General features: G+C 40.2%; 18 protein-coding genes. 12 read left to right on the top strand and 6 right to left on the bottom strand.

The genetic code is table 11. The annotated features are described in order from the left end of the window. The first annotated feature begins 13 nt into the window (after window positions 1-13). Both ribB and A923_RS0106185 read left to right on the top strand, forming a co-directional pair. Window positions 14-667: a 3,4-dihydroxy-2-butanone-4-phosphate synthase gene (ribB, locus tag A923_RS0106180; RefSeq protein ID WP_017220794.1), complete on the top strand. Its 654-nt coding sequence runs from the start codon at window positions 14-16 to the stop codon at window positions 665-667. Window positions 668-883: 216 nt separating this feature from the next. Further along, the gene (locus A923_RS0106185; protein WP_017220795.1) at window positions 884-2,515 is read left to right on the top strand and encodes a DUF1254 domain-containing protein; all 1,632 of its coding nucleotides are present in this window, start codon (window positions 884-886) and stop codon (window positions 2,513-2,515) included. 95 nt (window positions 2,516-2,610) lie between these two features. Here the strand turns inward: A923_RS0106185 and A923_RS0106190 are convergent, their stop codons facing one another. From A923_RS0106190 to A923_RS0106210, 5 genes are all read right to left on the bottom strand, one after another. Further along, window positions 2,611-3,078 (bottom strand): hypothetical protein, encoded by a 468-nt coding sequence (locus tag A923_RS0106190; protein WP_017220796.1) that lies wholly within the window; start codon window positions 3,076-3,078, stop codon window positions 2,611-2,613. A gap of 199 nt (window positions 3,079-3,277) precedes the next feature. Beyond that, window positions 3,278-4,228, bottom strand: coding sequence for a DUF4382 domain-containing protein (locus A923_RS0106195; protein ID WP_033197560.1), 951 nt, complete (start codon window positions 4,226-4,228; stop codon window positions 3,278-3,280). A gap of 93 nt (window positions 4,229-4,321) precedes the next feature. After that, window positions 4,322-6,712 carry a bifunctional diguanylate cyclase/phosphodiesterase gene (locus A923_RS0106200; RefSeq protein ID WP_420192178.1) on the bottom strand — a complete coding sequence of 797 codons (2,391 nt, stop codon included), beginning with the start codon at window positions 6,710-6,712 and terminating at the stop codon, window positions 4,322-4,324. A gap of 511 nt (window positions 6,713-7,223) precedes the next feature. Further along, window positions 7,224-9,740 (bottom strand): ABC transporter permease, encoded by a 2,517-nt coding sequence (locus A923_RS0106205; RefSeq protein WP_017220799.1) that lies wholly within the window; start codon window positions 9,738-9,740, stop codon window positions 7,224-7,226. Next, window positions 9,737-10,483: an ABC transporter ATP-binding protein gene (locus A923_RS0106210; RefSeq protein WP_017220800.1), complete on the bottom strand. Its 747-nt coding sequence runs from the start codon at window positions 10,481-10,483 to the stop codon at window positions 9,737-9,739. The genes A923_RS0106205 and A923_RS0106210 overlap by 4 nt, the downstream gene beginning before the upstream one ends. Between A923_RS0106210 and A923_RS0106215 the strand changes: the two genes are divergently transcribed. Further along, window positions 10,482-11,117 (top strand): arylesterase, encoded by a 636-nt coding sequence (locus A923_RS0106215; protein ID WP_017220801.1) that lies wholly within the window; start codon window positions 10,482-10,484, stop codon window positions 11,115-11,117. The two genes, A923_RS0106210 and A923_RS0106215, sit on opposite strands and share 2 nt — an antisense overlap. Before the next feature lie 252 nt (window positions 11,118-11,369). On the opposite strand, the gene A923_RS0106220 is transcribed toward A923_RS0106215, so the two are convergent. Further along, a complete protein-coding gene (locus A923_RS0106220; protein ID WP_017220802.1) occupies window positions 11,370-13,880 on the bottom strand; it encodes a DNA polymerase II in 2,511 nt (836 codons plus the stop codon). A 588-nt stretch (window positions 13,881-14,468) separates the two neighbouring features. Here A923_RS0106220 and A923_RS0106225 point away from each other — a divergent pair. From A923_RS0106225 to A923_RS0106265, 9 genes are all read left to right on the top strand, one after another. Continuing rightward, window positions 14,469-15,077: a TerD family protein gene (locus A923_RS0106225; protein WP_017220803.1), complete on the top strand. Its 609-nt coding sequence runs from the start codon at window positions 14,469-14,471 to the stop codon at window positions 15,075-15,077. 39 nt (window positions 15,078-15,116) lie between these two features. Continuing rightward, window positions 15,117-15,569, top strand: coding sequence for a tellurite resistance TerB family protein (locus A923_RS0106230; protein ID WP_017220804.1), 453 nt, complete (start codon window positions 15,117-15,119; stop codon window positions 15,567-15,569). Between the two features lie 95 nt (window positions 15,570-15,664). After that, the gene (locus A923_RS0106235) at window positions 15,665-16,243 is read left to right on the top strand and encodes a TerD family protein (protein ID WP_017220805.1); all 579 of its coding nucleotides are present in this window, start codon (window positions 15,665-15,667) and stop codon (window positions 16,241-16,243) included. 133 nt (window positions 16,244-16,376) lie between these two features. Further along, window positions 16,377-17,135 (top strand): HAD hydrolase family protein, encoded by a 759-nt coding sequence (locus tag A923_RS0106240; RefSeq protein ID WP_017220806.1) that lies wholly within the window; start codon window positions 16,377-16,379, stop codon window positions 17,133-17,135. Between the two features lie 3 nt (window positions 17,136-17,138). After that, entirely contained in the window at window positions 17,139-18,221 is a 1,083-nt protein-coding gene (locus A923_RS0106245) for a phosphoribosyltransferase domain-containing protein (protein ID WP_017220807.1), read from the top strand. 107 nt (window positions 18,222-18,328) lie between these two features. Beyond that, window positions 18,329-19,429: a cysteine protease StiP family protein gene (locus A923_RS0106250; RefSeq protein ID WP_017220808.1), complete on the top strand. Its 1,101-nt coding sequence runs from the start codon at window positions 18,329-18,331 to the stop codon at window positions 19,427-19,429. 25 nt (window positions 19,430-19,454) lie between these two features. Then, window positions 19,455-20,063, top strand: a complete 609-nt coding sequence (locus A923_RS0106255) for an HAD family hydrolase (RefSeq protein ID WP_017220809.1) — start codon at window positions 19,455-19,457, stop codon at window positions 20,061-20,063. Between the two features lie 129 nt (window positions 20,064-20,192). Continuing rightward, window positions 20,193-21,278: a sodium:calcium antiporter gene (locus A923_RS0106260; RefSeq protein WP_017220810.1), complete on the top strand. Its 1,086-nt coding sequence runs from the start codon at window positions 20,193-20,195 to the stop codon at window positions 21,276-21,278. Between the two features lie 224 nt (window positions 21,279-21,502). After that, window positions 21,503-23,692 (top strand): MFS transporter, encoded by a 2,190-nt coding sequence (locus tag A923_RS0106265; RefSeq protein WP_017220811.1) that lies wholly within the window; start codon window positions 21,503-21,505, stop codon window positions 23,690-23,692. The last annotated feature ends 14 nt before the right edge of the window (window positions 23,693-23,706 follow it).

Here is a 23,706-nt window from a genome sequence, read left to right on the forward strand (position 1 = left end):
AAGGATTAAAACCATGAATCAGTCTTTACTTTCCCCTTTTGGCGACGCAATTACACGTGTTGAAACTGCACTAACTGCATTACGTTTAGGCAAAGGGGTTTTAGTTGTTGATGATGAAGACCGCGAAAATGAAGGCGATATGGTGTATGCCGCAGAGTCATTAACCAATGAGCAAATGGCATTACTTATCCGCGAAGGCAGTGGCATCGTTTGTGTTTGTTTGCCCGACGAGCGTGTTAAGCATTTAGAACTTGCGCCTATGGTCGAGAACAACTCAAGCCAATACGGCACAGCCTTTACAGTAAGTATTGAAGCAGCTGTTGGTGTGACAACTGGTGTATCTGCTGCAGATCGTGTAACGACTATCAAAGCAGCCATTGCTGATAACGCCATGCCAAGCGACCTTGCCCGTCCAGGCCATGTTTACCCGCTACGCGCACAGCCAGGTGGTGTATTAACACGTCGCGGTCATACCGAAGGTACTATCGATTTAATGAAACTCGCAGGGTTAAAACCAGCAGGCGTATTATGCGAAGTGACTAACCCAGACGGTACGATGGCGCGTTTACCTGAAATCATTACCTTTGGTGAAAAGCACGACTTACCGGTATTAACCATTGAAGATATTGTTACTTATCGTAACGCACTGTTGGAAAAAGTGAGTTAATAGTTAGATCAAAGGGTTAACCACATGGAGACATTCTCGCTATAAATGTGACACGGCAGCAGCCAATACGAGGACTTTATATTATCCTTAAGGTATTGCTGCTTGTGTCCAAGTACTTGCGAGTTAAGGAATGACTACAATTAAGAGGGCTTCTACAAGCAACTTAAAAACGTCAATCCTTTAACGATTGTCACCATGAATAAAAGGTTATCGTTAATGAATAAAAAGCCAAAAAAATTTATCAAATACGCACTTCTCAGCAGCTGTATTGTGTCTATACTCACAGGCACTGTCTTTGCTGAAACAACTCAATCAGGTGACGTCACGCCAGGATTTAATCATAAAGTCCCTGAAGAAATCATGACCCCAAATAAGGTTGAAACGCGTATTGGCGAGCTCAACTTTTATGATGGTATCCCAACTCAAGCAACGCTCGACAAGGTATATGATAATTTAGATTTCATTCGAGGTGTCGATGTATTTCTTAATTTCATTCCCGCAACGTCAATCGAAGGGATCCGTTTAGGCTTTAAATCGCTAGGGGCTGATGACTCAAATGAAGTATTAGTATTTGATGATCTTATGGATTCTAATCCATTATTTTTAACCGGTAACACAGATACTGTTTACGCTGGTGCCATGTTAGACCTAGAAAAAGACGGTGTTACTGTGGTTGAAATCCCCCCTGGAGCTGGGCCGGGAACGCTTAATGACGCCTTTTTCCGTTTTGTCGTCGATATGGGTGCACCAGGACCTGATGAAAAGAAAGGTGGCACGTACGTTATATTACCGCCAGATTATAAAGGCGAGTTAAAGTCTACGCTTAATGGTATGCAAGATAGAGGTAAGGACAACAGAGTTAATATCATGATTGGCGATACACAACAAAAAGTATGGATTGCACAATCAACAAGTTATAATAACTGGCTTATTTTACGCGGTTTCTTGAAAGATGGAAAACCCGATCATGCTTCGAAAATGTGGCGTACAGGTCTTAAGATCTATCCGCTTGCTGACGCGAAAAACCCCAAAGAAATGAAGTTCATCAATGGTTCAGGTCAATATTTCAATACCGTTCATGCCAATGATTATAAGTTTTACCAAGAGCTTTGGCATGTGATCCAAAAAGAGCCAGTATCATTTATTGATCCCGAACTGCGTGGTCAGGCCGCCGCTATCGGTATTGAGAAAGGTAAACCTTTCGAACCCGATGCGCGCATGAAGGCTATTTTAAAAGATGCTGTCGCCGTCGGTAATGCCACGGCTCGTGGTATTGCGTTTAAATCTCGAGATAAAAATGCTTATCTGTTTGAAGGCAAGCAGTGGTTTACCGGCTTTATTGGCCGAGATTACCGTTGGTTAAAGGATGGTGGTAATGGCGGACGAAACATGGATGCCCGAACGCTGTTTTTCTACATCGCAACGGTAAATACACCTGCGATGGCCTTGCAAATACCGGGAGTAGGATCTAATTACGCCATGACAACAGGCGATAATAATGGCGACATTCTGTATGGTGAAAAGAATTATAAAGTAACCTTACCGGCTGATGCTCCCGCTAAAGACTTCTGGTCTATGGTTGCTTACGACCCTCAAACACGCTCAGAGTTACAAGTGCCGGGTGGTTCACTTTACCCAAGTAAGAACAATAAACGTGATCAGCTCATCTACAATAAAGATGGTTCCGTGACCTTATACTTTGGACCTGATACACCCAAAGGATTAGAGGCCAATTGGACTGAAACTACCCCGAATAAAGCTTGGTTTGCCATGTTACGGTTATATGGACCGCTACAACCTTGGTTTGATAAAACGTGGCAACCAAGTGACTTTGAGCTAGTAAAATAACGAATCCACTAACCGGATTTACTCAACAAGTGAGCATAATAAAAAAGCAGTCTCTGGGAATAACAGAAGCTGCTTTTTTAGTACGGTTCTTGGTACTATTTTGCTTCGCCAGAAACTGTATTATCTCTTGTATAATCAGCCTTACTCGGCTTTTCTTTGTTAGAGTTTACCTGCTCGCCTTTATACATAGCGACTTTGATAAAGAACACCATAAACACTAAATCGTTTAAGCCATAAATAGTATAGAAAATACCAGCAAATAAATCTGTTTCGTACAGGGTGAATAAGTTATTTGTTGCTAACCAGTATACCCATGCGCACACATACACCAACTTTTCGACGGCAAAAACGGAAACTAACAAACGAATACTACCTTTCGTCATAGCGGCAGCAAAGTAAGCCAGTCCCCATACTATAATCATCACTAAACCAAAGTTAGACATGACAACCGGGTCAGCTTCATTAATGGCGGTATTACTAAATAATTTCGAGAATGTCAGTACACCACCAATATTAACCAAAGCGGCGAGTATAAGACCATATTTAATTACTCTGCTATTCATTATGATTTCCTTATTAAATTTGATATAAATATCTCGGTTTATGACAACAATATAAAACATAAAATCCGATTTTATTTATAAGCATCATTAAATTTTAATAAAGATCACAATAATAACTTCATTATTTATCAATTCAGATTTGGTTCATCTTTCCTGTTTTGACATTCAACCGACGTACTTCAATGCGATTTAGCCTTAATCATAGATTAAAGTTATGAATCACTTCTTGCGAATCCAGCAAGGTAACTTTTTGTAATTGCGATGTTGGGTCTGGAATAGTCAGTGCATCAAATTGCACCGGATCATCGCCTACCGCACTGCAGGTAAATGCCACGGTATAGTTCCCTGATGGTAGGAAACCAAACGCATAATCTCCCGTGCTTAAATCAACAGATGTCGATGCATAAGGCACAGACGACCCCGACACCGGTAATATGTTATTAAACTCATCATCGTCAGCATCAAAATTATCGACGAGTGTTGTACTATCGAGATTATGCCCTTCATATAAATACACATAATTACCAGTGTCGTTGACACAAGGAGGCACAGCAAATAAATTACTATCGACAGTCCCTTTTAACGATGCCGCAGTATCATTATCAATAATCGTTACGCCATGTGGTTTCAAGATGTAACCATTATTATTACCAATGTTACCCCGCATGACCAGAGACTGACGTAAGTCGAATTCGATAGTAAAACTTTGTACGGTTTCGTCTTTGATGGTGAAACTGCCCAGCTTTAACTTATTACTCGGCTGCTTTAACTCATTGGTGCCATTACTATCATTCACATAACTTAAAGCTTTATTAGCCTCGATATGAATAATTAATTCTTTGTAGTCACCCACAGGCAATACTTGGTCAGTCAAAATTAAAGCAGAATTAGAGCCGGGGTAATCAAGTAGGTCTATTTGTTGATAATTATGGCCTGCAGTATCTTCATCTACAGCAACAATAATACGCGTACCATCTGCTTGAATAAACTCTAACTGATCAAATGCAATAACCACATTATCGGCACTATCTACCGGAGCATCGGAAACAGAAAAAGAAACGGAGGAATACGCGGTATCATCATTATCATTACCACAAGCAGTGAGCAATAATGATGACACAACAACCGCACAACATTTAATTAATTTCAAAATAACACCTGCTAATAAAGACATATATATTAACTATAGGCACCAATGTGAAATATATCACTCATAACGAGTGGTAACTCAGCACAAGCTGGCTCATTTAATCTTTTCAAAAAAGGTCGTAATTGCTTGTGCTGCCAACGGTTTACTAAAATAGTACCCTTGCCCATATTCACAATTATGTTGTTGCAAAAATGATAATTGAGATGGCGTTTCAATACCTTCAGCTACCACAGCTAAATTCATGTTGTGCGACATGGTCATAATAGTTTCAATTAAAATATCATCGCGCGCATGACCAATCTCATTAATAAATGAACGGTCAATCTTAATTTTGTCTAAAGTGATACGCGATAAGTAACTTAAACTTGAGTAACCAGTGCCAAAATCATCCAAAGCAATTTTAATACCCATGGTTCTAAATTGAGCAATTTTATCTAGCGCATGATCACCACCATCAAGTAGCACGGATTCAGTGATCTCAAGGGTAAGTTGCTCTGGAGTCACACCATGTTGCGTTAACGCCTCTTCGATAACTTGAATAAGACCATTATCTTGTAGCTGTATTGGTGATAAATTAACCGCAACTTCGTCGATCTCAATGCGATCATCGGCGCTCCATTGCGCTAATTGACGAATCGCTTCACATACAACCCATCGACCAATATTAATAATAAGACCTGTTTTCTCAGCTAATTCAATAAACTGTAATGGCTGCACTAACCCTAATGTTGGATGTTGCCAGCGTATAAGCGCTTCAGCTAACCCATACTTACCCGTTTTTAAATTAATAATAGGCTGATAATGTAAGCGTAATTCATCACGAGAAATTGCCTGACGCAGTTCAACTTCCAATTCAAACAGTTCATGCCCAGCAGTTTCCATTTCAGGCTTGAAATAACTAATCTGATAAGTCTGATTATCACCGGTTTTTTCAACAGCGAGGTCAGCAAAATGCATCAATTTACTGCCATCTTTAATCTTACATTCTTGGCTAATGACCACACCGCAACGCGCCTGACAGGCATGAGTGATCTCACCGATTTGAATAGGCTTACAAATCGAGTCCAAAATATAATGGATTCTATTTTCTAATAACCCCCGCTTACTATAAGGTAAAATCAACACAAACTCATCACCACACCAACGACTCACTTCTTCATATTCTCGGCATAATACGGTCAATCTATTGGCTATTTCAATTAATATCGCATCACCAATCTCATGCCCAAATCTATCATTTAATACCCCAAAATTATCGAGATCAATCAATACTAACGCAAAAGGTGAATGATCCTGAGATAAGCGATTTTCAATACTCGCGAGTAATGAATAACGATTAGGCAATTGGGTCAATTGATCAAGATAAACTAACTTTTTTAATTCTTGTTGTTGTTTTTTTTGTTCTGCAATAACCAAATTAAAATGCTCTGACAAATCCGATAATTCATTATCATATCGAGATTTATTTACATTAACGGATTCTGACTTTACTGTGTAACCATGCTCAAAATGCGCAGAGATAAAACCTTTAGCATTATCGAGCAACTGGTAAATTGGAGTGATAATTTTAACTCGTAACCCCCAGAACATCACTGTACTTAACGTGATGAAGCTAAATAATAAGGTTAATATGTTCTGTTCTAACTTCGCATAAGCATTCGCATAAGCACTGTTTAATGGCAGTGCAATAATTACCGATGCATTTGCAGTGCCTTGCTCTGAGAACATAGGTTTATAAGCGACTAAATAAGGAATGTCGTCCACCGATGTCATTTCATAAACCCCTTGCTCTTCAGGCAATGCTTCAGTCATGATAAGTGCTAAATTTTCTTTCGCTTTGGCAACACCATAATGCGAGGCAATAACCCCTGCATCACCATCGACAATAAAAGCGGCACCATCTTTCGGAAAAAAATCATCGGTTAATTGCCGACTCCACCATTCAAGCGATATAACCGCGACGGCAGCAGCAATAATACGATTATCATTACCATAAACAGGAACTGAAAAGTTCATCGAAGCCAGATCAGTCGCTCTATCATGTTGAAATCTGCCCATTGAAAATACTCCATTTTCAATGGTATTGCGAAAATAAGCTCGGTCCACTACATTTACGGCTTGCTGTAGTGGCAGCGCATTACAAAGCAAATCGCCATTGGCCATTGGTACACCGATATTAGTAAAAAGCGGATTCATTCGTTGTACACGCGCAACAAAAATAGAGCAGTCAGGATCTTCAGGATGACGGAGAGCACTTTCTTGCGCTAATTGAAATAATATGGATTTGGTATACTGAATCTTATTCTGTTGCTGCTTAATCACTTTTTCTGCAAATTGGAATGCTTCATTACGTATCTTTTGCTTTTCAGCACTAAAATCATGCCAGGTATTATACGACATCAGTAATAATGCGGGGATCAATGCAATCGTTAAAATAATAACAAATCGAGATACCATAGGTCGGATTATCAGCAATGTACTCACCCCTTGCTTAACAAAAATTACTGTAAGATCGTAATCGTTAAACATAAATTAATTTATAACTATATAGGGTTACAGTTTACCGATAGCCAAGAGGTATGTGAATATCAATAACTTATTTAACAGCTAATTAATCACATTAATGATACTTAATAAGAATTAAAGAAGGTTAACAAGCGTAATCATATTATTTTTTAACAAGCTTAGTTGAATGGCGAGCGTAACTCACGATACTGTTAACAAAGAACAAGCACGGCATAATCATAATAAAAACAGCTAGTAGTGCATAATAATAGAAAGCCATAAAATTCCCTTTTCCGTCAGTATTGAAAAATAATGTTAAATCTATTAACAAAATAAATACTACCAACAATTGGTTAGTTTTATAGTGTTAGTTCGGAAATCACGATTATTAAACTGGTTTTTGCGGGATAAATCACCTTTCATCATGTGGTGCCATGATAGTACTCATAACACCACTTATTAGCCATTACCTATTCTTTTACATATTATTTTACATAGTCCTTCTAATTAACGTCACACTCGACATATTCAACAAACGCCAACAGCTCAGTAAACCAATCAGACCAACAAAACTCGCGCCAGCACCGATACCTAATAACCAATATTGAAAGTGGAACGAACCAGGCATATCAAAGATACGACTTTGTAAAATATACACCCCCAGCTCCATGGCAATACTTGCCATTAACCCAGCGAGCGCACCCAAGGCGACAAATTCAAATAACACACTATTACGCAGTAAGCGTCCACTCGCGCCTAATGTCCTTAAAATGGCGAGCTCGCGTTCACGCTCCTCCATACTGGCTTGCACTTGAGCCACTAATACCAAACTGCCAGCAAGCACCACCAGCAACAGAATAAATTCAATCGCGATAGAAACTTGCCCTATCACACTCCTTAGTTGGGTAATAATTGCATCAACATCGATCAAGGTAATAGTCGGATACTGCGTTAAGAAATCTTGCAATGCATCGGTGGCGTCATCCGGTACATATAACGATGAAATATAGGTCGCAGGGAAATCAGCCAGCACATGTTGGTTAAAGATCATGTAAAAGTTAGGTTGCAATGTTTGCCAATTGACCTTACGGATACTGCTCACCATCACCAACACTTCTTCACTGCCCAGCTGGAATGTTAAGTTATCGCCAATTTCGACAGCTAACTTATCCGCTAAGGTCGATTCAATCGATACCAGCGCACGGGTATCTTCAGGCTGCCACCAGCTGCCAGCGATTAAGCTGTTTTCATAAGGCAAGCCATCACGCCAAGTCATGTTTAGCTCTCGCCCTACTCCACGACGGCCATTATCAGCCGATTTGGTTTCTTCCTTACTCACGCGCTTAGTCACTTGGTCATTATTAATTTTGGTTAATCGACCACGTACCACAGGAAACAGGCCACTGGATTCAATGCCTAACGAATCAACAAAATTGTTCACAGGCTCAACTTGAGTGGCTGTAATATTAACGAGAAATCGGTTAGCACTGTTATCCGGTAATTGTTGCTGCCAATCGTCAATCAAACCATTTTTCATTACTACGATAATCAACAGTAATTGAATGGCAATAGTAAAACTGATCAATTGCACCGCATTTTCATTAGCACGACGTTTTAAATTAGCGAGAGCCAAATGCCAAGATTTACCCGCTTTACTGCCCGCTGAACGCCCTGCAGACATAAACAAGCGACCAATCACTAACAACACTAATGCCACCAGCATGCCACCAATTAATAATGCTGCACTAAGCACTGCATCTTGGCTAAATAAATACAATAACGTGAAGATGGCTAATAACGAGGGTAGCGGACTCATTAACCGTGTGAACAAACTGCTCGCAGCGTTATTATCACGACCGCGTAGCAGCATCATAGGCGAAGTCTGTACTAACTCTCTTAATGGCGTAATAGCAAATGCAAAGGCGCAAATAATACCAGTGACAATCGCGACTAAGAACGGATATGCCATGTTGCCTGTTGTCGAGGTATCAAGATAATCACGCATCGCGTACAAGCCGAGGTTTAATATTAGATACCCAACAACCAAGCCTAAACTAATACTTAATACACTTAATAACGACCAATGTAGGCAATACAGTTTCGACACATAGCGTTTAGATGCGCCCATGGCTTTAAACACAGCAACAACGGATTGATGGCGCTGACTATAACGTCGACTTGCTACAGCAACCGCAACGGACGCTAAAACAATACCCAGCATACTGGCGAGTGATAGGTATTTATCGGCTTTGCTTAGGGCTCTCGCTAACGGAGAATTCTGTGATTTAATATCGTACCAACGCTGGTTATCACTTAACTGTGGTGTGAACCATTGCTCAAATGCAGTGATATTGTCGGCATCTCCGGCGAACAGATACTTATAACTTAATCGGCTACCGGGTTGGATCAATTCAGTCTTCTGTATGTCGTTATTATTAATAAACACCACAGGCCCCGAACTAAAGACACTAAACGACGCATCCGGTATTTGCGTGATGAGCCCGGTGACTTTAAAGCGCATTACCCCCACTTCAATACTGTCACCCAGCGCTATCCCTAACTGTCTTAAACCTTTTGCCTCTAACCAAGCTTCACCTGATTTTGGCGAATTTGACGCGACGGCTTCACTGGCATCTAATGACGGACTCACCAATAACTCACCACGCAATGGATAGGTATCCGATACCGCAGACAAGGCTGACAATGCCATTTTTTCATCCGTAAACACCATCGATGACATTTGGATCTGCTGGGCTTGGATTAATTCTAAACTGGTGGCTTTGGCTAATACCGTAGGGTCAATGACACTGCCGGTATCCAATACCCTGTCGGCAGCAATAAAAGTACTACTCTCCGCTGTTAATGCTTGTTTCACACGGCTAGAAAAACCTGATAACGCAAATACCGCAGACACGGCTAGCACAATCGCCAATAAGATAATGGTTAGCTCGCCGCGCTTTAACTCGTGTTTTAATAAACGCAGGGAATGTTTGTGCCAATAACTCATAACGATGTACTCAGCGACGGTTTGATAACTAAAGGCTCTGTACCTAAAGGCTCGTCAGTGACAGTTTCTGTTAACTGGCCACTTTCCATGGTCACTTGGCGCTGACAACGCGCAGCTAATTTCGGATCATGTGTCACGAGAATCAACGTAGTGCCCTGCTGTTTGTTAATTTCAAACAACAAATCGGCAATGTGTGAGCCAGTTTTTGTGTCTAAGTTACCCGTCGGCTCATCGGCAAATAAAATATCTGGTTTAGAAATAAATGCACGGGCAATAGCAACACGCTGTTGTTCGCCACCCGACAGCTGTGACGGAAAATGCTCAGCCCTGTCAGTTAAATCAACTTTGGCTAATAATTCCCGCGCCAGTTGCTCAGGGTTATCCATTTCGGCTAGCTCTGCCGGTAACATGATATTTTCCAACGCAGTTAAGCTATTGATTAACAAAAACTGCTGAAAAATAAAACCGACGTGTCTCGCGCGAACCGCACTGCGCTGTTCTTCATTAAATTGGTGCAATGGCTTATTTTTTAGAAAAACTTCACCGCTCGAAGGTAAATCTAATCCCGCTATAATAGACAATAGGGTAGACTTACCTGAGCCAGACGCGCCAACAATCGCTAATGAATCACCAGCGATCACAGTTAAATCCATCGGATGTAAGATATCGAGGGTTTTAGCATCTGTTTTAACTGATTTAGTTAAGGCACTTACTTTTAATATAACGTCGGAATTTAGCTTCATGTTTAAAAATGCCTTTAAAGTATTATTATTGATGGTTATCTTGTTACCTGCAGCACATGCGACAGCTAACCATAAAATTTTGTTATTGGGTGATAGCCTCAGCGCCAGTTATGGTATGACACAAAATGAAGGCTGGGTAACCCTGCTTAATCAACAGTTATCAAAGCAAAACGCGCCGTATAACATTATCAATGCCAGTATCAGTGGTGAGACTACCGCTGGCGGCTTATCTCGTTTACCGGGTATTTTGGCTAAGCAATCAATTAATGCGCTAATTATCGAACTTGGTGGTAATGACGGTTTACGTGGTTTTCCCCCTAAGCTCATCAAAAGTAACTTAACGAAAATGGTGGATTTAGCCCACGCGCAGAATATTCCCGTGTATGTGATGAATATTCGTATTCCACCTAATTATGGCCCACGCTACAGCAAAATGTTTACCGATGTATTTGCTCAAGTTGGCAGTGAAAAAGACATTACCGTGTTGCCATTTTTTATGGAGCAGATCGCTGTAGATCCAAGCCTGATGCAAAATGACGGTATTCACCCGAACCGCTCAGCACAACCTAAGATTGTCGATATCATGTCAAAACAGTTGGCAAGTATTTACAGTGAGCAACTGAGTCAGCAGTAATGTTGGCACGTCATAGCGACTAACTAATTGCGTAACTAATACCCTAACTAACGCCCTAACGAATAGCAGAGAATGTCACGCAACTGGATAAGATAAACCAGTTTATCTGGTGCTGTCAGGATAGGTTTCACAAATATGGGTAAAGTATTGTCAGGACGCTTTATTTACTCATCCGCTATTAATATTGAGTATGAATAACGGATGAGAAAGCATGGTTGGAATTAAACATGGCTAGGGTTAACGTGATTAGGCTTAAAACAGCCCCATTTGTTGATCGGTTATCAAATCAAAGCTCAAGCCAATAAATGGCAAGATACCATCAGCAATGGGTTTAATTTGTTTTTCAATATAGTGCTCAAAATCCAATACTGAATGTTGATGCTCGACCGCTTCAGGGCCATTCAATGTGAGCACATAACTGATCCACGCTTTGTGTTGATAACGTAACGGCTGGCCTAATTGACGGTTTTTTTCATCCGCTGCGCGCGCTGCTTTTACATGGGGCGGCACGTTTTTCACATATAACGCTAATTCTTGGCGCAAACGCTTACGGTAAACCAGCTTATCATTAAATTCTCCCGCTAAGGTTTTCTCCACTATTTCCAGCACATAATCTTCTACCGCGATGTTATGGAAGACTCTATGGTATAATTCCTTCTGGAACATCTTCGCCAGATCAGTCCAATCGGTACGCACCGTTTCTAGCCCTTTAAAGATCAGTTTTTCACCGTCTTTAGTATGCACTAAACCGGCATAACGCTTCTTACTGCCTTTATCCAAACCACGGATCGTGGGCATTAAAAACTTGTGATAATGCACTTCGTATTCAATATCTAAGAAACAATCAATGTCGTAATCTTCACGCAGGTGACGCTGCCATTGCTCGTTGATGTATGCCGACAGTTCCGCGCCCATACGATCGGCTTGTAAGCCGCGATCAGCTGACGTTCCAGTGTAACCAGCGGTAAATTTAGATTCATCAAGTAATACAAAGGTGGAATCGGTATCTCCGTAGATCACCTTATAACCTTTGGCTTCGAGCCAGCCAGCGGTAGTCTGCATGATCTCTTGACCGCGCATGGTAATTGACGACGCTAAACGGGTATCATAAAAACGACAACCGCCAGATCCTAACACCCCATAAAACGAGTTCATTAAGATCTTAATCGCTTGCGAACGCGCGGCATCTTTATCTAGTTTAGCTTGATCGCGCTGCGACCAAAGTTCGGTAATAATATCAGGCAGGTAATGTTTGTCCCGATCAAACAAGCCACCACGGAACCCAGGGATCGCCTCTGTCGGGTTCTGTACACCTTCTAATAATCCCACAGGATCAATTTTAAAGGTGCGAATAATCGACGGATACAGACTTTTAAAATCCAGTACGATAACGTGATCGTACAAACCAGGGAATGAGTCCATCACATAACCACCGGGACTGGCCATTACCCCACTCTCACGTAGGTTTGGCGCGATATAACCAGCGCGATGTAATTTAGGCAGATAAACATTGGTAAACGCCAGTACCGAGCCACCGTTACGATCTAATTCCAATCCGGTTAACTGCGAGCGTAATAACAAGAAATCCAACAACCGCGTTTTAACAAAGATATCCCACACTAATACGCAATCTTGCAGATTGTACTTCGCTAGTTTGAGCTTATTAAAATGAAAATCGTGGTTGATCTGTTCCATGCGGTTATCGACATCGTCAGTCTCTTTACCGACACCGAGGATCGCTTGCGCGACATTTTCGAGACTGAAACTGGGGAAGCTATAGGTCGCTGTTTTTAGACTATCGATGCCATCAATCACCACCCGACCATGCAAAGTCAAAAAACCTTGCTGTTGCGGGGTGCGGCCATCACGCCAATGCAAGTTTTGACCACCACGACCCAATGCTAGCTTAATATTATGAAAGGTAGCGCGTACAGCCAATAGACGGAAATCAAAATTAATCACGTTCCAACCAATAAAGACGTCGGGATCGTAACTGATCACAAAGGCTTGCAGTGCTTGTAATAGACTTTTCTCGTCAGCCACCCAATAGATTAACTGCTCACTTTCGGGCGCTTGCAATACGTTTTTATCAGTTTTTTCTTGTGCCTGTGCTCGATCTTTATCAGCGAGTGCTTGTGCTAAGTCTTTATCAAGCTGCTCGCCAATCATGTATACCCGTTTAAAGGGTTTACCATCGGGGCAATAGGCAGGGCTTAATGAATACAAACCAATAGAGTACAGTTCACCGTGTTCTGAGCATTCGATATCCAGTGAGATCTGTTTAATTTTATCCACTAAGTTGTCAGGCAGCTCTGCAGGTTTAAGCTGGGCTTGTTGAAACTCCACATACCCTTTACGTTGCACTGGCGTTCCGGTGAACTCGACAGCCCCTTTTACAAAACGCTCCATTAAGTAACGTTCAGCTGGGCGAATGTCGGCTTCTAAGACCGTCACCAGCTTACGTCTTAATAATTCTTGGGCGCGATGATAGTCATGCGAGGTTTGGAAATAAAAGGCGCTCATCAATTCTAAATCAAAACTGCGCATTTTCAGATCTTTATAATTAAAGCGCGGATTTAATTCACTTAAACAGGCTAATGCCGTGGTCAGTTGGTCTTGAGGAATGAACATAACCAGCGGCTGGGTTGCCGGGATCAACTTAACCGCACCCATCTCAGATGCTAACCAGCAGCTTAATTCATTGTTACCATTGCGATCACGGCTATGGCGCGATAATAAAAAACCCAGATATGTAGCAGACAAAATTAACCAGAAAAAATAGTTTAAGACTGGTTAAGTGTACAGCATTTTTAGAAATGTGAAAATGGCTGTTACGAACTAGCAATACTATCCGTATTAAGCACTAATATTATATAACGACAAGATCATACTATCAGCACCAATAAAAACCCCTGATATGTAGCAGACGAAATGGTTCAGTAATAAATTGTTGTAAATTGATTAAATGCACAGCGTTTTATACTACTAAAGATCTTAGTTTACTAAAATTTTCAATCTGTTATATTTTCTTTCGTTCCAGTTACTCATATTTGAGTCCCGTTTGGTTAGCTAGCCCGATTGTTTGAGATAAAAACGTGCTGTTTAACCTATATTAGGATGGGCTGTTTCCCGAATCGATTGAACCTTTTTTTTCAAGCAAGGTCTGATCTATTGATGTAGCCATTGAAATACCGCTGGTCGCGAAGATTGTAAAGCTACAACTATACCAAGTGTGCCAGTTGTCTTGGGATCTAAAAATATGCGTCTGTTATCAAATTAATCAATGTAATAGTGATATTATTCGCACCACTATTACAATTTCACCTACAACATATTATTTAGGAAAAATTTATGTCTATATCGCTAGAAAAAGGTCAACGAATTAGTTTAGAAAAAAATGGTCAGCAGCTTAATAAAGTATGTGTTGGTGTTAACTGGGGTGCAATTGAAAAGAAAGGCCTATTTGGTGGTATTAAAAAAATAGCCGTTGATTTAGATGCGAGTGTGTCTCTGTATTCAGCAAGTAAAGATTTGCAAGACCTGATCTATTTTGGACAATTAAAAAGTAAAGACGGTTCTATTGTTCACAGTGGTGATGATACTACCGGTGATCTTGATGGCGATGATGGGTTAGATAACGAAGTTATCACCGTAAATCTAGCCCAAGTACCTGCAAACGTAAACTTTGTGGCTATCATTTTAAACAGCTATAAAGGCCAAGACTTTGCAACAATCCCATTCGCAAGTGTTCGCTTATACGAAGGTACGCCAACACGAGTTGATCAAGTAGTTGCAAGTTATAACATCGCGAATGATGCTAAATTTAGTGGCGCAGTATCAATGGTTTTAGGTTCTTTTTATCGCCACAACGGCGCATGGAAGTTCAAAGCGATTGGTGAACCAACACAAGATAAAAAACTAGAGCAACTAGTAAAAACAGTGGCAAGTAGTTACCTATAATTTAAATGCTAATTAATAAAAATAGTAGAGGTTAATCCAATGAGTTTTTCAAATTTCTTATCTGGTCTGAAAGAAAAAACAAATGAATTAAAAGATGAAGTTTTGAAATTTAAAAATAAAAACTTCTTACATGCTGCAACCGCAGGTTCTGCACTTATTGCAATGGCTGATGGTTCAATTGACTCAGCTGAAAAGCAAAAAATGCTGAAATTAATTGAAAACAATGATGCGTTAAAAGTATTTAAAACATCTGATGTGATCAGTTCTTTCACTGAGTTTTTAAACAACTTTGATTTTGACAAAGATGTTGGTGAATCTAAAGCGTGTGAAGCATTAAACCGAATCAAAGATAACAATGTCGAAGCAAGAACTGTGATGCGCTTAATTTTAGCCATTGCCGCTTCAGATGGTGTTTTTGACCAAGACGAAAAAATTGTAGCAATCAAAATTGCTAAAGAATTAGGTTTAAATCCAGCAGATTTTGAACTTTAATTGTCATAATAAGCTAGAGCAATTACGATCTATCTATGATGTGTAATGCTTACCCGTTTAAATTAAATATTATCTTATATTATTAAGGAAGAAATATGTCAGTATCATTACAAAAAGGCGGCAACGTTTCGCTAGAGAAAGCAGCACCAGGAATGAGCAAATGCATTTTAGGACTTGGCTGGGATACCCGCGCTACAGATGGCGTTGATTTTGATTTAGACGCATCGGTATTTTTAATTAATGCTGAAGGTAAAATCCGTCAAGACACAGATTTTATCTTTTATAATAACCTTAAATCAGTTTGTGGCTCAGTTGAGCATACCGGTGATAACCAAACTGGTGAAGGCGACGGCGATGATGAAGCAATTAAAGTAAATTTATCATTAGTGCCAGCAGATGTAGTTAAAATCGTTATTGGTGTTACGATCCATGATGCTGAAGCAAGAGGCCAAAACTTCGGTCAAGTTTCAAATGCATTCATGCGTGTTGTAAACGAAGAAAATAATAATGAAGTGATCCGTTATGACCTTTCTGAAGATTATTCTACAGAAACAGCGTTATTGTTTGGTGAGCTATACAAGCATAACGGTGCTTGGAAATTTAAAGCGATCGGACAAGGTTTTGCTGGCGGTTTAGCACCAATGGCACGACAGTACGGCGTTAACTTAGGTTAATTATTAAAAATTGATTTAATCAGTAATTATAAAATCCGATAATCGAATATGATATCGGATTTTTTATATTTAAAATTAAAAATCTAAAATTAAACATCATGCTGTTTTACTTCAGCGTTGAAGGTAATGACTTATGACGACTAAATCACAACGAATTATTGTATTAACAGATCTTGATGATAGCTTATTTCAAACATTAAAAAAAATCCCTGAAGGCGTATCATCAACGCCTGTAGCGACTGATAGAGATAATAACCCTTTATCATACATGACCAATCCACAACGCATTTTTTTTGATATGCTGGTCAATTCAGGTGCCGAAATAATTCCAATTACCGGTCGTAACACCGATGCATTAGAAAGAGTCAGTTTGCCTTTTGGTGAATACAGCTCAGTATCCCATGGTGCCATCGTACTAGATAAAAATAACCAGGTTTGTAGCCAATGGTTACAGTGGCTAAATATTGATACAGCCACATTTGCTAACTTACTTGATGATATTAATGATCGTGTGCAAACCATTATTCATACCCAGTCATTAAATGCCCGCAGTCGCGTGATTGTCGATCAGAATATTCCCGCATACGTGTCGATAAAAGGCATAGATTCTGACCTTGATGAAATTTACAATGCATTACCTGAATACAATCAACATGACACATTAAGATTTCACCGTAACGGCCGTAACATGGCCTATATTCCCGCGATATTTTGTAAGAAAAATGCGGCTGAATTTATTTTAAAACAGTTAAACGTACAACCTGATGATCTGGTTTTAACTGTCGGTGATAGTATTAGTGATTTACCTATGATGCAGACAGGCACCTATGCTATTGCACCGTTAAGAAGCCAGCTTGCAACTGACATATTTAAAACTAAATTAAGTGAATAAACAATGAATTACAACTTCGATACCCAAGCAGGGCTCATTTCTCTTAAAGTATTAAACACGAAAAAACCGGTGGACGATTTATTAACATTCGCCTGTCGTCAAAACCCTAAGCGTAGTTTTATGCTGGTGAGTAAAGTGCTTGGCCGATATACACCGACAAAACCAAACGTGATGAGAGAGGTTTATAACTACTTATCACAGGCGATTGAGGGTGATAAATTAACTTACGTGGTGAGCTTGGCTGAAGCGGCGACGGGATTAGGGGCTGGTGTTGCAGATAGCTTAGCCAGAAAACAACAATCTAAGGTTTATTTTCAACATACAACACGCCATAAATTAGATGTACCACTGTGGTTTACAGTCGATGAAGCACACAGCCACGCCGTTAATCATATGTTTTATGCACCGAAAGCTGAATTGCTTGACGGTATTCGTCAATCGAATCGCTTAGTGGTTATTGATGATGAAATAACAACGGGCCGCACTATTAAGTTGTTGATTACCAGTCTATTAAATAAATTAGATAATATTGATGAAATTCAAATCCTGTCTTTAGTGAATCTATTAGATGAGGAATTGAGATTAAAAGAAGACGATTTTGGCATTAAAATCAATTATTTTTCATTAATGGATGCGCAAATTTCTATCGATCAAAAAGACGATTTCAAGCCTGAATTACCGAAAAATGTAGATGCTGGATTATGTGAATCACATTCATCAGCCGATTTAGGCCGATGCGGTATGCTAATGCCATACACGGGTGACTTACCAACAATCACATCATCAAATAAAATGACCATAGTGGCGAATGGTGAGCATCAATACATCCCGTTTTTAGTTGCCGAGCAGCATGAAGATCAGGGTTGTCATGTATTGTATCAATCGATTAACCGCTCACCGTTATTAGTTGGCGAATCAATTGATAACAAGTTAGCCTTCTCATTTAATGGCAGTGAACTTGAGCACTACATCTATAATTTCTATCCAGAAAATAGAGATGTATATGTATTATTAGAAAGTGAAAGTGCCAGAGATAAGCATCATTTTGCAAGAGAGTACCCATTACACAGCGTTGCAGTTGCCTAGGTGACTCTGGCGCTAGATGTAGATGTAGATGTAGATGTAGATGTAGATGTAAGAATACGACTTTCCGACATCCAACTAAATGATAAAAATCACGGACTACGATTAAAATGATAAACACAGATAAAAGCCCTTTATTAGGCAGCTATAGTGCCGACGATTGTTTATTTTTATTAACAAAAGTTGAACCCGAGTTTTATACCATTGAAGATAAAGAACGCCTCATTCAAACAGGTGTTATGCATTATTCAGAAATGGTTAATCAAGAGTCCGCGCCATCACTTGAATATGCGGAACTATTTGTCAGTCTGACAGCCCAATACAAACAACGCCTTGCAGATGAAGTTTTACAATTAACTAAAATGATTATAGATAATCGTTTGAATGATGTTTGCATCGTATCTTTGGTGCGCGCTGGTACGCCTATCGGAGTGTTATTGAATCGAGCACTGAAAACATACAGCAATGTAAATACGTCACACTACTCTGTTAGTATCATACGTGATAAAGGCATAGACGAGAATGCCCTCGACTACCTCATCGAGCATGAAAAAATAAAGCCGGAGAGCATTGTTTTTGTTGATGGTTGGACGGCTAAAGGCGTTATTACCCAAGAGCTTAAAGCGGCTATTGGTGAATATAATAGCAGCCGTAATGTTAATATCCCTGACCAATTATTTGTTATTTCAGATATAGGCGGAACAGCAGACTATTCCGCAACGTTTGATGACTATGTGATCCCTAGTGCATTGATGAATTCGACGGTGAGCGGGTTAGTAAGTCGTTCTATTCTTAATCATCAGATTAGCGAGGATGATTTTCATGGCTGTATCTCTTATTCACATTTAGAAAGTCATGATCATTCAAATTGGTTTGTCGATCAGGTTTCAGCCTGCTTTAGCGAAAACAGCTTTAACATGCCATTGCCTCAAGCCGCTATTCCAGCTGCATTGCGACAAAAAAATACCCATGATTTTTTACAAAAAATAATGCAGAAATTTAACGTGTCTAATTATAACCGTATCAAACCGGGTATAGCTGAAGCGACGCGCGTTATGTTAAGAAGAGTGCCTGATTTATTGATTGTTCAAAGCAAAATAGATCCAAGTACTGTTCACTTACTCAAGCTAGCGAGTGAAAAATCAATTGAGATAATCGAAATGCCTGAGATGCCATTTGGTGCTTGTGCTTTGATTAAAGACGTAAAATAATATTTTTTAGAGTAAGCAGGATAAAATGAAAATAGCACTATTTGATTTTGATGAAACGTTAGTAGAAGAAAATTCACTCGGTTTTTTGTTTAAGCATTTTTTAGGGAAAACGCCATTACCGCTTCAGTTATTGCCTTTATTGCTAAAACCGTCTACCTATAAACAACCGGTTAAAACATCCATTAAGACGCACTTTTATAAGCAATCGTTGAATGGTAAAACATCTGCAGAGGTTTTTGCCGCGGGTGAATCGCTATTTCAAAAAGTGACTCCTATCGATGAAGTCGTAAATATGATGACAGCGTTACATGATAGCGGCATTCAAGTGTGGATTGTCACGGCGTCACCAGAACAATATATCGCCGGTATCGTCAAGCAATTAGGGTGGCCAGTTGAACGTGTTATCGGCACCACTATCTTGGAAAAAAATGGCTATTTCACCGGTGATATTGACAGCGAATGCCAAGAACAAGAAAAAGTACGCCGTTTAGATGCCATTTTTAATGACAGCAGTATTACCTTTCAGGTTGAACAAGCCTTTGGGAACTTACCTGTTGATATCCCGATGTTAAAAATGGCTAAAAAAAGATTTTATGTATTAGACAGCGTCGTTAAGCCCTATGAAAAATCTTAATAAGGTTTGCTCTTTTTAGCGGTTTAACGACACAAAATCTATTTTAGACTATGTGCGTACTAGCATGTTACTGTAACCGTTAAATCGACAGTTTTTAACACTAATAAAATATAATACTGGAATGTAAAAATGAACTTGATTGATAATGTATGGCCCTTTTTGTTAATTCTACTCTCATGTTATTTATTAAAATATGCATGTGATACTTTTGAACAAGCTGCTTCTTACCTTGGCCGCAAATTTCCACCAGGCGTTAAAGGGGCAACAGTGAATGCTATCGGGTCAAGTATGCCTGAAATGTGTGTTGTGATTGCTTGTTTGTTTTGGTTCGACGATCCATCATTAGTGATGGTTGCATTAGGTGTGACTGCAGGTTCTGCGATATTTAATGGTTGTGTGATCCCAGCACTTTCGATCATCATGGCGAAAGACGAAGACGGTAAAGCCGTTGATTCAATTAAACTCACAAAGCGTGTATTAGTACGTGATGTTTTCTGGGTATTATTAGCTGAAATAACCTTGATTTACTTCCTAGGTTTCAACGCATTCACACTTTGGATGGCCGTTGTTCTGAACGTTATATACTTAGGTTACGCAGTACATTTATATATTGATGCAAGAAGCCATCAAGAAGTTGAAGATGCATATGAATATGAAGAAATTGAAGATCGCGGTTCGTTCTTGAATTTAATTACATTCAACTTTAATACGCTGTTCTTCTCAAACAGACCCTTCACATTAGTATCTGCGCTGGTTGTGTTAGTGCTAGCGATTGCGGTTATTTCTGGTTCTTCACATTTATTGGTTGAAGGTGTATTAGGCAGCGCGAGCGTAATGGGTGTTCCTCAGTTCTTTGCTGGTCTAATCTTTGGTTCTGCCGCTTCTTCAGTGCCAGATCTGATGTTATCAGTTAAAGATGCGCAAAAAGGCGAGTATGAAGATGCAGTTGCTAACCCGTTAGCATCTAACACTTTCGATACGACTGTTGCATTTGCTTTACCATTATTAGCTTGGTTCATGATCAACGGTGTCGATCAACTACCTTTAGTGCAAGATGAAAGCCTAACACTATTACGTTGGTCTATCGTTGGTATTACTGGTGCAGTAGCTGCAAGCTTGTTGTTCAACTATAAGAATGTAACAAAAACCGTTGCTTACTTCTTGTTGTCTATGTTTGTAGTTTGGGCTGGCGCTATGTATGCCTTTATTGGTTAGTTTTAAATAACTAATTAGCCGAATAAATTAGCCTTTTTTAGGTTATAAAAAACGCCTGATACACTGTATCGGGCGTTTTTAATTGCAAAATAAAAACGCCGATGGTAACGGTTTATTTCATACAACGATGTAATCGGATGTTACCATTTATTTAACATATGTTATAAAGTTTAGCTGGAAAATAAATCCACAATTTTAGATTAATAAAAGAAGAGAACACGCTTATGACCTCAACCCTGAAACCTTTCATATTGCTGCTTGTAAGTGGTTTTTTACTCATGCTTGGCTATGGCTTGAGTAATATTTTATTGCCTGTGCGCATGCAAAATGACGGTATCAGTGTCGATAATATCGGTATCATCCTATCTATGTTGTCGGTGGGGTTCTTACTGGGTGCAATCTATAGCCGCACGCTATTGCAGCGGGTTGGTCATATTCGTATATTTGCCATGTGCGGTAGTTTAACCTCGGTGGCGATCTTACTTTCAGGTTTATATCCAGAGCCATTGATGTTAGCCGCTATGCGTATGTTGACAGGATTTTGCATGGCCTGTGCCAATGCCACGCTTGATAGTTGGTTAAGCCACAGCGCGACTGAAGAAAGCCGTGGACGCATATTATCGATAAACCAGATGGTGATCATGTCGGCACTTTTCTCTGGGCAATTTTTATTAAATGTCGCGCCGATCACCGATGTCACCTTGTTTATTATTGCCGGTATTTTATTTAGCCTTTCTATCACCCCTATCGTGATCAGCAAACAACTCGGGCCGCAGATTGAAGACAGCCAGTCCATGTCCTTAATGACCATTGTAAAGCTATCACCGCTTGGGGTTATCTGCTGCTTTTATGGTGGTTTTTTGTATGCAGGTTTAGTTAATATGCTGCCTATTTTTGCCAGCGACAACGGTATTCAAGGGTTCAGTTTATCCATCTTTATGGGAGCGTCCATCTTTGGCGCTATCATATTTCAATACCCGATAGCCTATTTATCTGACCGTTTTGACCGTCGTAAAACCATGATAGCCATGGTCTTAATCATTGCGGCTTTGTCTTTACTGGTGCCGCTGCTGATTAGTTCATCGCAGTTTAATCTCACCTTGTTAACGATTGCGGTCGTGATGGGACTCACAGCTTGTCTTTACCCGATGAGCATGTCAGAAACCTTCGATAAAGTATTAAGAGAACAGATCCTAGCGGCAATGGGCTCCTTGCTGTTGATTTATGCTTTGGGCAGTATTCTGGGACCCAATCTCGCGTCTATCGCCATGAACATGTTTGGCAGTGCCGCATTATTTTCATTTACGAGCATAACGGCCATTACCTTACTGGCGTTGATTATCGGCAATATGCTTAAGCAAACCGCATTACCCCGTGATGAACAAGAAAACTTTATCATGCAAACGCCCTCAGGTGTGGCATCAGAACTGGATCCCCGTACTCAGTATGCACAACCTTCTTTCGAACAAACCTCAGAAGTTGAAGTAGCGATTAGTTTAGCCGCTAAAAATCCTGCTGCCGCGGTCAACATGGCAAAATCATTGGCCATGCGCGACCCCAATAATGCCTCGAACTTAGCGGCTGCATTAAGTACTATTGATGAAATTGATATTGGCCGACTCTATCAAGCAATCACCACGGCCGCGCCAGGCATGAGCATTCACATTGCCGAAGCGTTAACCAATGCCTCGCCAGAACAAGCCGATGAATTAGTTGACTGGATCACCACCGAATATCCCGATCAATTTACAAATATTATTGTCGCCATCGCCAACTCAATGCCAGATAACGGTATTGATATGATGGAAATAGCCGCTGGGAATATGGTTGAAGATCACCAGGATGAACTACTTGAAATGACCGACCAGTACATGACCAGTCTATCTGATTCATTAGATGATATGCGTCCGGTCGATCGTGCAGCTGCCGCCACAGAGCAAACGGCTACAGAGCTCTATAGCCGTTTAACCGATGTATCCCCTACCCAATCCGCCGACTTCGCCTTGGCGGTATCGGAAGCATACCCAGAATCATCTAACGTGGTAGCTGAAGCTTACGTCAGCAACCTAATTGAAAGTGAAGAAGCGACACCGGGTGATGCCACAGCGAACATTGAAAGTGCGGTTAATGATTACGTCACTCAAGTTGCTGAAACCATCCCTGAATACGCCGCTGATATCGCCAGTACAATGATTGATTCAGTACCCGATATCGCATCGGACATGGTCGAGATCTTACAAGATTCAGATGTGTTTAATGATAGTGACCTGAGTACCTCGATTAAAGATAAACCAGAGCATGATGAGCTAGAAGAACAGTTGCAATATGCCGTACAAACGCAGGCTGATGAGATTGATAAGAACAATTTAGATAAGGCTAATCTGGATAAGCAGAATAACGATAAAAACAGTTAATACAGTTAATACAG

This window comes from Moritella dasanensis ArB 0140, assembly GCF_000276805.1.
In the GTDB taxonomy this organism is placed as follows: domain Bacteria; phylum Pseudomonadota; class Gammaproteobacteria; order Enterobacterales; family Moritellaceae; genus Moritella; species Moritella dasanensis.

Excerpts from the sequence above, each read along its gene's own strand:
- A923_RS0106210 (WP_017220800.1), bottom strand. The coding sequence starts at position 10,483 with ATGAAGCTAAATTCCGACGTTATATTAAAAGTAAGTGCCTTAACTAAA.
- A923_RS0106215 (WP_017220801.1), top strand. The coding sequence starts at position 10,482 with ATGTTTAAAAATGCCTTTAAAGTATTATTATTGATGGTTATCTTGTTA.
- A923_RS0106205 (WP_017220799.1), bottom strand. The coding sequence starts at position 9,740 with ATGAGTTATTGGCACAAACATTCCCTGCGTTTATTAAAACACGAGTTA.
- A923_RS0106235 (WP_017220805.1), top strand. The coding sequence starts at position 15,665 with ATGTCAGTATCATTACAAAAAGGCGGCAACGTTTCGCTAGAGAAAGCA.
- A923_RS0106250 (WP_017220808.1), top strand. The coding sequence starts at position 18,329 with ATGATAAACACAGATAAAAGCCCTTTATTAGGCAGCTATAGTGCCGAC.
- A923_RS0106185 (WP_017220795.1), top strand. The coding sequence starts at position 884 with ATGAATAAAAAGCCAAAAAAATTTATCAAATACGCACTTCTCAGCAGC.
- ribB (WP_017220794.1), top strand. The coding sequence starts at position 14 with ATGAATCAGTCTTTACTTTCCCCTTTTGGCGACGCAATTACACGTGTT.
- A923_RS0106190 (WP_017220796.1), bottom strand. The coding sequence starts at position 3,078 with ATGAATAGCAGAGTAATTAAATATGGTCTTATACTCGCCGCTTTGGTT.
- A923_RS0106245 (WP_017220807.1), top strand. The coding sequence starts at position 17,139 with ATGAATTACAACTTCGATACCCAAGCAGGGCTCATTTCTCTTAAAGTA.
- A923_RS0106255 (WP_017220809.1), top strand. The coding sequence starts at position 19,455 with ATGAAAATAGCACTATTTGATTTTGATGAAACGTTAGTAGAAGAAAAT.
- A923_RS0106225 (WP_017220803.1), top strand. The coding sequence starts at position 14,469 with ATGTCTATATCGCTAGAAAAAGGTCAACGAATTAGTTTAGAAAAAAAT.
- A923_RS0106230 (WP_017220804.1), top strand. The coding sequence starts at position 15,117 with ATGAGTTTTTCAAATTTCTTATCTGGTCTGAAAGAAAAAACAAATGAA.
- A923_RS0106260 (WP_017220810.1), top strand. The coding sequence starts at position 20,193 with ATGAACTTGATTGATAATGTATGGCCCTTTTTGTTAATTCTACTCTCA.
- A923_RS0106265 (WP_017220811.1), top strand. The coding sequence starts at position 21,503 with ATGACCTCAACCCTGAAACCTTTCATATTGCTGCTTGTAAGTGGTTTT.
- A923_RS0106240 (WP_017220806.1), top strand. The coding sequence starts at position 16,377 with ATGACGACTAAATCACAACGAATTATTGTATTAACAGATCTTGATGAT.